The following is a 12,543-nucleotide window of genomic DNA, read 5'->3' as shown; positions in this document are numbered from 1 at the left end:
CGCCTTGGATGGGGCGGCCGGCGGGGGTGGATGTGGCTGGTCGGGAGGGGTGGGGTGGTGACGGACACAGGTCGGGGGAGGGGAATCGTGGGTATGCTCGCCGCCATGCCCCAGCCCCCTTCCGACGCAGTGCGGGACGAGCCCGTCATACGGGAGCGCGGCGACGCCTGCCCCGGCGCCCTGCGCCTGCACGCGGCCGACGACGGGTTCCTGGCGCGGGTCCGGATTCCCGGCGGGCTGCTCGACGCCGCGCAGGCCGCCGCGCTGGCGGAGGCCGCGGATTGGTTCGGGGACGGGTACCTGGAGCTGACCTCGCGCGGGAACGTGCAGCTGCGCGGGCTTTCCGACGGTTGCGGTGGCGAGTTGGCCGAACTGCTCGGCGCCGCCGGGCTGCTGCCCCGGCCGAGCCACGAGCGGATCCGGAACATCGTCGCCAGCCCGCTGGCCGATCCGGCCCCGGTGCGCGCCCTGGACCGGGCGCTGTGCGCCGAGCCGAAGGCCGCCGCGCTGTCCGGCCGGTTCCTGTTCGCCGTCGACGACGGGCGAGGGGACGTGGCCGCCCTCGACCCCGACGTGACCCTGCTCGCGCAGCCCGGCGGCCGGGTGCTCGTTCGGCTCGGTGCGGCGCCGGCCGCCGTCGAGGTGGCCGCCGCCGATGCCGCGGCCGCCGGCCTGGAGGCCGCCCTCCACTTCCTCGACGCCGCGGCCGCCGCCGGGACGCGGGCCTGGCGGATCGCCGAGCTGCCCCCCGAACACGCCCTGGACGTCGAGGAGTTCGCCGCACGGCTGGAGAGTGCCGGAATTCGTGCGCGGTATGTTCCCGACGCCCCCCGTCCGTACGCGGACCCGCCCGCGCCCGGCGTGCACGCGGGCGCGCTCTGCGTCCTGATCCCCCTCGGCCGGCTCGACACCGCGCAGTGGCGGCAGCTGCCCGGCGATCTGCGGATCACACCGTGGCGCAGCATCGTCGTCACCGACACCGCCGCCCGTCCCGCCGGGCTCGTCACCTCGCCCGACAGCCCCTGGGAGTCCGTCACCGCCTGCACCGGCCGGCCCGGCTGCGCCAAGTCCCTGGCCGACGTACGCGCCGACGCGCGGGCCGTCGCCGAGCGGACGCGGGGCCCCCTGCCCGTGCACTGGTCCGGCTGCGAACGCCGCTGCGGGCATCCGCGCGGCACGGCCTGGGTGGACCTGGTGGCCACGCCCGACGGGTACCGGCTCGGCGCGGACCCGGTGGCACGCCACGAACTGGCCGCGACCCTCGCCGCCGCGCGCAACCCACTCCATGTTCCTGGTTCCTGAAGACAAAGACCACAGTCCCGAAGACGCAGTGAAGAGATGAGCGAGTACACAGTGTTTGAGTACGAGAAGGACGGCGCAGCGATCTACCGCCAGTCCTTTGCCACGATCCGCGCCGAGGCGGACCTCTCCGGGCTGCCCGCCTCCGTCGCCCAGGTCGCGGTGCGCATGATTCACGCCTGCGGCATGACCGACCTGCCGAAGGACCTCGGCTACACCCCGGACGTCGTGCTGCGCGCCCGCGCCGCCCTCACCGCCGGTGCGCCGATCCTGTGCGACGTGCAGATGGTCGCCAGCGGCGTCACCCGCAAGCGGCTGCCCGCCGGCAACGACGTGATCTGCACCCTCTCCGACCCGGCGGTCCCCGAACTCGCCGCGAAGATGGGCACCACGCGCAGCGCCGCCGCCCTCGAAGTCTGGCGCGACCGGGGCCTGTTGGAGGGCTCGGTGATCGCCGTCGGCAACGCGCCGACCGCGCTCTTCCGGCTGCTGGAGATGATCGAGGAGGGCGCCCCGCGCCCGGCCGCCGTCATCGGCGTCCCCGTCGGCTTCATCGGCGCCGCCGAGTCCAAGGACGCCCTCGCCGAACACCCCTCGGGTCTCGACCACTTGATCGTGCGGGGCCGCCGCGGCGGCAGCGCCATCGCGGCCGCCGCCGTCAACGCGATCGCGAGCGAGGAAGAATGAGCGACATCGCCAAGGGGCGGCTGTACGGGGTCGGGCTCGGGCCCGGCGACCCCTCCCTGATGACCCTGCGCGCCGTCGAGGTGATAGGCGAAGCGGACGTCGTCGCCTACCACAGCGCCCGCCACGGCCGTTCCATCGCCCGCTCGATCGCCGCGAAGCACCTGCGCGCGGACCACGTCGAGGAGCCGCTGGTCTACCCGGTCACCACCGAGACCACGGACCACCCCGGCGGCTACCAGGGCGCGATGGAGGAGTTCTACGAGGCCGCCGCCGCGCGCCTCGCCGCCCACCTGGACGCGGGCCGGACCGTGGCCGTGCTCGCGGAGGGCGATCCGCTCTTCTACAGCTCGTACATGCACATGCACAAGCGGCTCGCCGACCGCTACGAGACCGAGGTCATCCCCGGTGTCACCTCCGTGAGCGCCGCCGCCGCCCGGCTCGGCACCCCGCTCGTGGAGGGCGAGGAAGTCCTGACCATCCTCCCCGGCACCCTGCCCGAGGAGGAGCTCACAGCCCGCCTCGCCGCCACCGACTCGGCGGTCGTGATGAAGCTCGGCCGGACCTTCCCGGCCGTGCGCGGGGCGATGGACAAGAGCGGCCGGCTGGCCGAGGCCCGCTACGTCGAGCGCGCCACGATGGAGGGGGAGCGGACCGGCCGGCTCGCCGACACCGACCCCGAATCCGTGCCCTACTTCGCCGTCGCGGTGGTGCCCAGCCGGATCGGCAACCCGGGCAGCGTCCCGTCCGGTCCCGGCGAGGTCGCGGTCGTCGGCACCGGTCCCGCCGGGCCGCTGTGGCTGACCCCCGAGACCCGGCGGGCGCTGGCCGACGCCGAGGTGCTGGTCGGGTACACGACGTACCTGGACCGGGTGCCCGTGAAGCCGGGCCAGATCCGGCACGGCTCCGACAACAAGGTGGAGTCGGAGCGCGCCGAGTTCGCCCTCGACCTGGCCCGCCGCGGACAGCGGGTGGCCGTGGTCTCCGGCGGCGACCCGGGGGTCTTCGCCATGGCCACCGCGGTCCTGGAGGTCGCCGGGCAGGCGGAGTACAAGGACGTTCCCGTACGGGTCCTGCCGGGGGTGACTGCGGCCAACGCGGCAGCCGCCGCGGCCGGCGCCCCGCTCGGCCACGACTACGCCACCATCTCCCTCTCGGACCGGCTCAAGCCGTGGGAGGTCATCGCGGAGCGGCTGCGCGCGGCCGCCTCGGCGGACCTGGTGCTCGCCCTGTACAACCCCGGTTCGCGCAGCCGCACATGGCAGGTGGCGCAGGCCCGGGAACTCCTGCTGGAACTGCGTTCGCCCGAGACCCCGGTGGTCGTGGCGCGCGACGTGGGCGGTCCGGAGCAGTCGGTGCGGATCCTCACGCTCGCCGAACTGGAGCCGTCCGAAGTGGACATGCGCACGCTCCTGCTGATCGGCTCCTCGCAGACCCGGGTCACCGAGCGCGCCGACGGCTCGCGGATCACGTGGACCCCGCGCCGCTACCCGTGACCGGCTGAGGCGTTGTCGGACGGAGGGCCCGGGGCGGTGAACCACCCCGGGCCCTCCGCCGTCCTACGGTGAATCCGCCTACGGTGAATCCGCCTACGCGGAATCCGCGACGCCGAGCCACCGCAGGGCCGCGGCCACCGAATCCGCCTCCGGTACGCCCTCCGGCACGGCGGGGCGGCGTACGACGAGGACCGGGATGCCCGCCTCGCGGGCGGCCGTGAGCTTGGGGGCGGTGGCCGAGCCGCCGCTGTCCTTGGTGACCAGCACGTCGATCCGGTGGCGGGCGAGCAGCTCGCGCTCGTCGGCCAGGGTGAACGGGCCGCGGGCGAGGAGCACTTCGAGGTGCGGCGGGGCCGGCGCGGCCGGCGAGTCCACCGAACGCACCAGGAACCAGGTGTCGGTCAGGGGCGCGAAGGTGTGCAGCCCCATCCGGCCGGTGGTCAGGAACGCCCGGCTGCCGAGCGAGGGCAGTACCGCGGCCGCCTCTTCGAGGGAGTCGACGAACCGCCAGTCGTCGCCGGCTCCCGGAGTCCAGCCGGGACGCCGCAGCGCCAGCAGCGGGACGCCCGTGAGCGCCTCCGCCTCGGAGGCGTGGAAACTCATCCGCTCCGCGAAGGGGTGGGTGGCGTCGACGACGCGCGTGACGTCATGGCCGACGATCCAGCCCGCGAGGCCCGCGATGCCGCCGAAGCCGCCGATCCTGGTGTCGCCCGGCGGGAGCACCGGCGAGGTGACCCGGCCCGCGAGCGACGTGGTCACCTGGACCGAGGGGTCGGGCGCCAGCGCCTCCGCGAGCTGCCTGGCCTCGGTCGTACCGCCCAGGATCAGTACGTGGTGGGCCGGTCGGAGGGCCGGCTCAGCAGACATGCCGGTCGCGTTCGGCGGAGTACAGGTGGCTGTCGCGGAACTGCTCGGCGCCCAGCGTGCGGCCCACCACGATGACCGCGGTGCGGACCAGGCCGTGCTCCTTCACCTGGGCCGCGATGTCGGCCAGCGTGCCGCGCAGGATCAGCTCGTCGGGGCGGCTGGCCATCGCCACCACCGCCACCGGGCACTCGGCCCCGTAGTGCGGCAGCAGTTCGTCGACGACGCGGTCCACGTAGCGGGTGGCCAGGTGCAGCACCAGCAGCGCGCCGCTGCGGCTCAGCGTGGCCAGGTCCTCGCCCGGCGGCATCGGGGTGGCCTGCTGGGCGATCCGGGTGAGGATGACCGTCTGGCCGACGGTGGGGACGGTCAGCTCCCGCTTCAGGGCGGCGGCCGCCGCCGCGAAGGCCGGGACGCCCGGGACGACCTCGTAGGGGATGCCGGCCGCGTCGAGCCGCCGCATCTGCTCCGCGACCGCGCTGAAGATCGACGGGTCGCCGGAGTGCAGCCGCGCCACGTCCTGGCCCGCCGCGTGGGCCCGTACGCACTCGGCGATGATCTCGTCCAGGTTCAGCTGCGAGGTGTCGACCAGCCGGGCGTCCGCCGGGCATTCGGCCAGCAGCTCGCGCGGGACGAGGCTGCCCGCGTACAGGCAGACGGGGGCGGCGGCCAGGGTCCGGGCACCGCGCACCGTGATCAGGTCGGCGGCGCCGGGGCCCGCACCGATGAAGTACACGGTCATGTCAGAGATCCCTCTCGTTCGTCGACTTCGTCACCGACCACTGGGTGACCGGCATCGCCTGGCGCCAGCCCGTGAAACCGCCGACCGGCACGGCGTGCGCGACCGAGAGCTTCACGAGTTCGCCGCCGTACCGCCGGTAGCGGTCGGTGAGGACCGCCTCCGACTCCAGGGTGACGGTGTTGACCACCAGCCGGCCGCCGGGGGCCAGCGCCGCCCATGCCGCGTCGAGCAGTCCCGGCGCGGTCAGCCCGCCGCCGATGAACACCGCGTCAGGGGCGGGCAGTCCCTCCAGGGCCTCCGGCGCCGCGCCGACGACCACGCGCAGGCCCGGCACACCGAGCGCCGCCGCGTTGCGGGTGATCCGCGCCGCCCGCTCCGGTACGCGCTCCACCGCCACCGCCCGGCACGAGGGGTGCGTCCGCATCCACTCGATGCCGATGGAGCCGGAGCCGCCGCCGATGTCCCACAGCAGCTCGCCGGGGGCCGGGGCCAGCGCGCACAGGGTCGCGGCACGGACCCGGCGCTTGGTGAGCTGCCCGTCGTGCTCGTACGCGGCGTCCGGCAGGCCGGGGGTCGCGCCGAGCCGGGGGGCGGGGTGGGCGGGGTCCCGGCGGCACTCCACGGCCACCACGTTCAGGGGATCGCCCGGCGGGTGGTCCCAGCCGTCGGCCACGCCCTCGTACGCGTCCTCGCGCTCGGAGCCGAGCTGCTCCAGCACCCGCATCCGGCTCGGGCCGAAGCCCCGCTCTCGAAGCAGAGCAGCGATCTCGTTCGGGGTCGCCGCTCCGGCACTGAGCACCAGCACCCGCCGCCCCTCGTACAGGGCGGCCGCGAGCCGGGCCACCGGGCGGCCCACCACCGTGACCACCTCGGTGTCCTCGACGGGCCAGCCCAGGCGGGCGCAGGCGTAGGAGACGGAGGAGGGGTGCGGGTGGACGCGCAGCGACCGCGGCCCCAGCTCCTCGGCGAGGGCCCGGCCGATCCCGTAGAACATCGGGTCCCCGCTCGCCAGCACCGCGATCCGGCGGCCCGCGTGCTCGGCCATCAGCTTCGGCACGGCCGGCCGCAGCGGGCTCGGCCACGCCACCCGCTCACCGGGACAGTCGGCGGGCGGCAGCAGGTGGAGCTGGCGCGGCCCGCCGATCAGCACCTCGGCGGCGGACAGCGCGGACCGCGCGGCGGCGGTGAGCCCGGCCCAGCCGTCGGCGCCGAGGCCGACGACCGTCACGGGTATGGGGGGCGGTGCGGAACTCACTGCGCGGTACCTCGGAACAGGAAGGGGACAGCGGAACAAGGGTGCGGACCCGCAGCCTACTGGCCTGCGCCTTCGGTCACCGCTGCCGACCCCCGCCCACGCGGCCGGGGCCATGGGTCTACGCTCGGTAACCCACCGTGTCGCCAGGGAGCTGCCATGCCGGGCTGGAACGCCACGAACATCCCCGACCAGAGGGGCCGGACCGCCGTCGTGACGGGGGCCAACAGCGGGATCGGCTACGTGGCCGCCCGCGAGCTCGCCCGGCGCGGCGCCTCCGTGGTGCTGGCCTGCCGCAGCGCCGCGCGCGGCCGGGCCGCCGTGACCCGGCTGCGCGGCGAAGTGCCGGGAGCCGAGGTGGAGTTCGCCGAGCTCGACCTCGCGGAGCTGGGATCCGTACGGGAGTTCGCGAAGGCGTTCGGAGAGCGGCACGCCGCCCTGGACCTGCTGATCAACAACGCGGGCGTGATGGCCCTCCCGTTCGGGCGGACGGCCGACGGCTTCGAGACGCAGCTCGGGGTCAACCACCTCGGGCACTTCGCGCTGACCGGACTGCTGCTGCCGCGGCTGCGGGCCGCCGCTCCCGGGGCCCGGATCGTCAACGTCTCCAGCGGCTTCCACGTGCTGGGGAACATCGACCACGACGACCTGGGCTACGAGCGCGGCTACCGGCGCTGGGTCGCCTACGGCCGCTCCAAGACGGCCAACCTGCTCTTCACGCACGAGCTGTCCCGCCGCTTCACCGCCGCCGGATCCACCCTCCTCGCGGCCGCCGCCCACCCCGGCTACGCCTCCACCAACCTGCACGCCGGCGCGACGCAGGACGGCGGCACGCTCTACGCGCGCGGGGTGGCGCTCGCCAACGACGTCATCGCGCAGCCCGCCGCCGGGGGCGCGCTGCCCACGCTGTACGCGGCCACGGCGCCCGGGGTCCGGCAGGACGCGTTCATAGGCCCGCGGTTCGGCTGGCGCGGCGCGCCCGCCCGCTCCTGGCGGGCGAAGTGGACCCTGGACGACAAGTCCGGCGAACAGCTCTGGGCCGCCTCCGAGAAGCTCACGGGAGTCTCGTACGCATCCCTGCCGCGCTGATCCGCCCGGGGCCGGCCATGCCGCCGCGCGCGGGCGCCCCGCGCGTGAGTCCGTCCGCCCCCGGCACGCCTCAAGGCGCCCCGGGAGCGGGCGTGACCTGCGGCCCCCGCCCCCGGACACTCGGCGGCATGGACGACGACGGTAAGGACAACCACCCAGAAGCCCGACCGGACACGCTCGGCACGGCCCCCGGCGAACCCGACCCCCGGGACCACGCGGTGGTCCTCGGAGCGGGCGTCGCCGGGCTGCTGGCGGCCCGGGTGCTCGCGGACCGCTTCGCGTGCGTGACCCTGGTCGAGCGGGACGAACTGACAGGGGACGGGCCGGAGTTCCGGCCCGGTGTGCCGCAGTCCCGGCACGCGCACGTGCTGTGGGCGCGCGGCGTGCAGCTGATCGAAGAGCTGCTGCCCGGGATCACCGACAGGCTGATCGCGGACGGGGCCGCCCTGCTGGACACGCCGGGGGACTTCCTCTGGCTGAGCCCGGCCGACTGGTTCCATTCGGTGCCCGGCGCCAAACTCCTCGTGGGCGGCAGGGAGTTGATCGACTGGACGGTGCGTCGGGAGGTCCTGAAGCACGAGCGGATCCGGCTGCGGGCCGGCAGTGCGGCCACCGGGCTCGTCGGCACGGCGGACGGCCGCGCGGTGACCGGCGTGGAGCTCCAGGCCGGTGACCGGCTGGCCGCCCGGTTCGTGGTCGACGCGACCGGCCGCACCTCGAAGGCCTCGGCCTGGCTCGCGGCCCTCGGCCACTCCGCCCCCGAAATCAGCCGCTACGACTCCCATCTCGGCTACTCCAGCCGCTACTTCGAGATTCCGCAGGACCCCGGTCGGCGCTGGCAGGGGATGTACGTCCAGGGCCGCCCGGAGAGCCCGCGCGGGGCCGTGGTCCTTCCGCAGGACGGCGACCGGTGGCTGGTGACCCTCATCGGCAACGGCGAGCACTCCCCGCCCACCAAGGAGGAGGAGTTCCTCGGCTTCGCCCGCAGCCTGCGCAGCCCCGCGCTCTACGACGCCATCCGCACGGCGAAGCCGCTCTCGTCCCCCATCGGCTTCCGGGCCACCGCGAATGAATGGCGCCACTACGAGCGCCTGGACCGCCCGCCCGCCGGCTTCGTCGTGCTCGGCGACGCGGCCTGCCGGTTCAACCCGGTGTACGGGCACGGCATGACGGTGGCCGCCCTGGCCGCGGACGCCCTGCGCAAGGAGATCCGTATGCTGCCGGTCGCCGACGTGCCCGCCGCGGCGCCGCGGATCCAGCGCAGGACGGTGGCGGCGGCCGAGGTGGCCTGGCAGATCGCCACCAGCGAGGACATGCGCTACCCGGAGACGGAGGGACCGCCGCCGGACCGGGCCACCCGCGTCCTGCAGCGCTACATGTCACGGGTGATGGTGGGGGCCAATACCGACCCCGCCCTCTCCGACCGGTTCTTCGGGGTGCTGTCGCTGTCCGCCTCGCCGAACACCCTGCTCGGCCCGGCCACGATGCTCCGCGTCCTGTCCAAGTGGCGCACCCCGACCGCCCCGGCGACCACCGCCTACCCGCCCCACCACGGTCCGCCGGGCTCTGCCTGATCGCGCCGTGCGGCCGCCCGGAAGCAGGCGGCCGCACCGGCCGGCCGGCCCCGCTCAGCGCTCGTCGTACTCGGGGCGCAGGGAGCGCCAGATGAGGTCGGGCAGGTGGCGGGCGGCCTCGTTGAGGTCGATCTCGTAGGTGCTGGACAGCCAGCGGCGCGCGGCCTCGGTGAGCGGGCCCATGACCATGACCTCGATCACGGGGGCCGGGAGCGGGGCGATCTCGCCGCGCTCGACGCGCACCCGCAGCCAGTCCATGATGGCCGCGAACTTGGCCGCCTTGGCCGCGCCGATCTCCTCGGCGTGGGCCACCAGGTAGCCGGAGTAGGCCGAGGCGTGCAGGAACAGTGCGACGTCACGGTGCTCCTGGGTGAAGCGGAGGTAGGACGTCACCCACGAACGGAGGCCGGTGCGCGCCGTGCGGCACCGGTTCAGCGCGGCGACCATGTCGTCGCACAGCATGTCCATGCACCGGATGTACAGGGCGGCGGCCAGGCCGTCGAAGCTGCCGAAGTGGTGGTAGAGGCTGCCGAGGCTCACCCCGCTGGTCGAGACGACCGCGTTCACGGTGAACCCCTGCTGGCCGGACTCGGCGAACACCCGCAGGGCGGCGGTGAGGAGGAGGTCGACGGTGGCTTCGCCGCGCTGCTGCTTGGGAGACATGGTCCAGTCCCGTCGGTGTCCGCTGGTGTGTGGCGGAGAGCCTAGCAATACCCGGAACTAGAGGGTCCTTCTAGAAAAGCACTCCAGGACACGAGCTAGGCGCGGTTCGGGGGCTTGGTGGCCCGCTCGTACAGGGCGCGGACGCCGTCGTCGAAGTAGCTGCTGTACGAGGTCTCTTCGTCGCCGCCGCCGTCGCGACCGCCGATCACGCCGATCAGCGTATGGCCGTCGGTCAGCACCGGGCCGCCGCTGGTGCCGTTGGGGACGTCCGCGCAGTCGATCCGCAGCTGCGTCGGCCCCGCCGCACGGGCGGCGTTCCGGCAGTCCAGCGGCTGCTCGGAATCGTTCGGATAGCCCACGACCCGGGCGGGCGCGGGCAGTTCCGGCCGGAAGGAGATCGTCTCGGAACCGGTGACGTCCTCCAGCCGCTGGCCTGGATAGCCGGGGCGGCGCAGCCGGATGAAGGCGATGTCGCGGTCGGGGTCCTGCTCCTCGGTCCAGCGGGGGTCCACGTCGATCCGGGTGGGCACCCACACGCCGTACGGGGCCACGCCGTCGCGGTAGCCGGGGGCGAAGGCGAGATTGGTGCGGAAGCCCGCCCCGTACACGCAGTGGGCGGCGGTGACGATCAGGTCGCCGCCGGGGGAGTGGACCACGACGGCCGAGCAGTGGTGGTCGGGGTCGCCGTCGGAGCCGGGGGAGAAGAGCGCGCCGATCGCGGGCTCGGCGGGCGCGGGCCGGGCCTCCAGGGGGTCGGAGGGCTGCCAGCCGGCCGACTTCCAGTTCACGGCGCCGCCGGCGAAGGCCTTGCCGTCCACCGGCGGGTTCGGGTCCTCCTGGACGATCCCGTCCAGGACGGCGGCCGCCGTCCGGTCGGCCCGCTCGGGGTCCTGCTGGTAGGTGCCCAGCGCGCGGTCCCCGTCCGCGCGGTGGGCGGCCACGCCCCACAGCTCCCAGACGTACACGCCGCCGGCGACGAGCAGCGCGCAGAGGCCGAAGAACACGGAGGCCCGTACGGCCCGCCCGCGCACCTTGCTGAACATGTGGTCCTACTCCCGCCCCCGCAGACACCTCCGACTCCTCGTTCGATGGGGGAGCGAGGGCCCGGGTTCCGTCCCGCCCACGTGTCCGTTGTCACAGCGGCCCCCCGGTCGTCGCCGCGCCATGTCCCGGCCTTCCGCCCGTCATTCAACTCCCATACTCTCCGGGCGACTTGAACTCCCACCGAGTCGACAGGAGTCGAGATCATGAGATTGCGCAACCGGATGGCGGGCGCCGTCACCGCCGCACTGGCGGCCGCCGCCCTCGCGCTGGGCACGGCCCCGGCCGGCGCCGCGGGCCCCTCGGACGACCTCCCGTACGCCGGATCGACGGGCGTCGGCGTGCACAACGCCTACGAGAAGGCCAAGTACCCCTACTTCGCGGACGCGCTGGACTCGGGCGCCGCCATGCTCGAACTCGACGTCTGGACCAACTTCTTCGGCAGCTCGTGGCGGGTCTCCCACGACAACCCCTTCGGCAACGACAACAACTGCGAGAACGCCACCGGCCCGGCCCAGCTGCGCACCAAGTCCCGCAACCAGAACCTCGCCGGCTGCCTCTCCGACATCCGCAGCTGGCACGACGCCCACCCCGGCCACCGGCCGGTCGTCCTCAAGCTGGAGCTCAAGGACGGCTTCGCCGCCAACCTCGGCCGCGGCCCGGCCGAACTCGACGCACTGCTCACCGGGAAGCTCGGGGACGCCGTCTACCGCCCCGGACAGCTGGCCGCCGGCCACCCCGACCTCGACGCCGCCGCTCGCGCCGGGGCCTGGCCCAGCCGCGCCGCGCTCGCCGGGAAGTTCATCGTGGAGCTGATCCCCGGCACCGTGGAGGAGGGCAACGGCTCCGACACCCTGTGGACCGACCGCGAGTACGCCACCCACCTGCGCTCCCTCGCCGCCCAGGGCCGGCTCGGCCAGGCCGCCGCCTTCCCCGCCGTCCACCGGGCCGAGGCGGGCGACCCGCGCGTCACCCGCTACGCCGACGCCTCCCTGCGGCCCTGGTTCGTGATCTTCGACGGGGACGCGAGCGTGTACGCCTCGGGCTCCGTCGACACCGGCTGGTACGACCGCAACCACTACCTGGTGATCGCCACCGACGCCCACAACGTCGCCCCCGCCATCGACTCCACCCGCCCGACGGAGGCCCAGGCGCGCGACCGCCTCGCCCTCCTGGCCGGGCGCCACGCGTCGATCGTCTCCGCGGACTGGTACCCGCTGCCGCAGGTGTTGGGCGCGGTCGTACCACGGGGCTAGGCCGCCACCAGGGCCTGGGCCGGGCCGCGCCGCCGCTCCGGGGGCTCCGCCCCCGCGCCTCAATCGCCGGCGGGGCTGGGTTTGGCGCCCCCGGGCGGGGTCTGGCCGGCCGGGCTCGGCGCCGCTGCTGGGGCTCCGCCCCAGACCCCGCGCCTCAAACGCCGGCGAGGCTGGGATTCCCCTGGGCGGGGTCTGGCCGGCCGGGCTTGGCGCCGTTGCTGGGGCTCCGCCCCAGACCCCGCGCCTCAATCGCCGGCGGGGCTGGGTTTGTCCCCCCGGGCTGGGTTTATCCCCCCGGCGGGGTCGGCCAGGTGGGTTTGTTTCGCCGGGGCGGGGTCGGAGTGCCCGGGCCGTGCGCGGGGTCCCTCCGGGACGTCTCCTCGTCCTCGCGCACTATGCCTCGTCACTGGCGTGCTGCTTTGGTTGCGCGCTCGTCCTGCGGGGACGCCCCTGCGCGCCCCCGCTCCCCCCGCGGGTCCCAGGGCCCCGGCTCGGTGTGGGGGGAGTGGATTCGAAGCGCGCGTCGGGCGGGGGCGGAGTGGGGGTTGGGGTGGGGACACGCAGGAGGGTCCCCGCAGGACGA

11 protein-coding genes are annotated in these 12,543 nt (G+C 74.8%); 6 read left to right on the top strand and 5 right to left on the bottom strand.

All coding sequences use genetic code 11. The features are described from left to right. Positions 1-105: 105 nt before the first annotated feature. Genes ACFWBN_RS23270 through ACFWBN_RS23260 form a run of 3 tightly spaced genes read left to right on the top strand, consistent with a single transcriptional unit; the run spans position 106 to position 3,479 of the window. Positions 106-1,302: a cobalamin biosynthesis protein CobG gene (locus ACFWBN_RS23270; RefSeq protein ID WP_385178819.1), complete on the top strand. Its 1,197-nt coding sequence runs from the start codon at positions 106-108 to the stop codon at positions 1,300-1,302. A 36-nt stretch (positions 1,303-1,338) separates the two neighbouring features. Beyond that, positions 1,339-1,986, top strand: coding sequence for a precorrin-8X methylmutase (locus ACFWBN_RS23265; RefSeq protein WP_385178818.1), 648 nt, complete (start codon positions 1,339-1,341; stop codon positions 1,984-1,986). Then, positions 1,983-3,479, top strand: a complete 1,497-nt coding sequence (locus tag ACFWBN_RS23260) for a precorrin-2 C(20)-methyltransferase (RefSeq protein ID WP_385178817.1) — start codon at positions 1,983-1,985, stop codon at positions 3,477-3,479. Before ACFWBN_RS23265 ends, ACFWBN_RS23260 begins: the two co-directional genes overlap by 4 nt. Positions 3,480-3,572: 93 nt before the next feature. On the opposite strand, the gene ACFWBN_RS23255 is transcribed toward ACFWBN_RS23260, so the two are convergent. Genes ACFWBN_RS23255 through cbiE form a run of 3 tightly spaced genes read right to left on the bottom strand, consistent with a single transcriptional unit; the run spans position 3,573 to position 6,340 of the window. Beyond that, entirely contained in the window at positions 3,573-4,346 is a 774-nt protein-coding gene (locus tag ACFWBN_RS23255; RefSeq protein ID WP_385178816.1) for a cobalt-precorrin-6A reductase, read from the bottom strand. Next, on the bottom strand, positions 4,336-5,085 hold the full coding sequence (gene cobM / locus ACFWBN_RS23250; RefSeq protein WP_385178815.1) for a precorrin-4 C(11)-methyltransferase: 750 nt from the start codon (positions 5,083-5,085) through the stop codon (positions 4,336-4,338). The genes ACFWBN_RS23255 and cobM overlap by 11 nt, the downstream gene beginning before the upstream one ends. 1 nt (position 5,086) lies before the next feature. Then, on the bottom strand, positions 5,087-6,340 hold the full coding sequence (gene cbiE, locus ACFWBN_RS23245) for a precorrin-6y C5,15-methyltransferase (decarboxylating) subunit CbiE (RefSeq protein ID WP_385178814.1): 1,254 nt from the start codon (positions 6,338-6,340) through the stop codon (positions 5,087-5,089). A 156-nt stretch (positions 6,341-6,496) separates the two neighbouring features. Between cbiE and ACFWBN_RS23240 the strand changes: the two genes are divergently transcribed. Both ACFWBN_RS23240 and ACFWBN_RS23235 read left to right on the top strand, forming a co-directional pair. Beyond that, the gene (locus ACFWBN_RS23240; RefSeq protein WP_385178813.1) at positions 6,497-7,426 is read left to right on the top strand and encodes an oxidoreductase; all 930 of its coding nucleotides are present in this window, start codon (positions 6,497-6,499) and stop codon (positions 7,424-7,426) included. Between the two features lie 128 nt (positions 7,427-7,554). Beyond that, positions 7,555-9,000, top strand: coding sequence for an FAD-dependent oxidoreductase (locus ACFWBN_RS23235; protein ID WP_385178812.1), 1,446 nt, complete (start codon positions 7,555-7,557; stop codon positions 8,998-9,000). A 54-nt stretch (positions 9,001-9,054) separates the two neighbouring features. On the opposite strand, the gene ACFWBN_RS23230 is transcribed toward ACFWBN_RS23235, so the two are convergent. Beyond that, complete coding sequence (locus ACFWBN_RS23230; protein ID WP_385178811.1) at positions 9,055-9,663, bottom strand: TetR/AcrR family transcriptional regulator; 609 nt, start codon at positions 9,661-9,663, stop codon at positions 9,055-9,057. Positions 9,664-9,758: 95 nt separating this feature from the next. Beyond that, positions 9,759-10,706, bottom strand: coding sequence for a trypsin-like serine peptidase (locus ACFWBN_RS23225; protein WP_385178810.1), 948 nt, complete (start codon positions 10,704-10,706; stop codon positions 9,759-9,761). Positions 10,707-10,910: 204 nt separating this feature from the next. On the opposite strand from ACFWBN_RS23225, the gene ACFWBN_RS23220 reads away from it, so the two are divergent. After that, positions 10,911-11,960, top strand: a complete 1,050-nt coding sequence (locus ACFWBN_RS23220) for a phosphatidylinositol-specific phospholipase C domain-containing protein (RefSeq protein WP_385178809.1) — start codon at positions 10,911-10,913, stop codon at positions 11,958-11,960. The last annotated feature ends 583 nt before the right edge of the window (positions 11,961-12,543 follow it).

Source organism: Streptomyces sp. NPDC059989 (assembly GCF_042736975.1).
In the GTDB taxonomy this organism is placed as follows: Bacteria; Actinomycetota; Actinomycetes; order Streptomycetales; family Streptomycetaceae; genus Streptomyces.
Note: the sequence above shows the minus strand (reverse complement) of the source record. Positions and strands in the feature narration are given on the sequence as shown.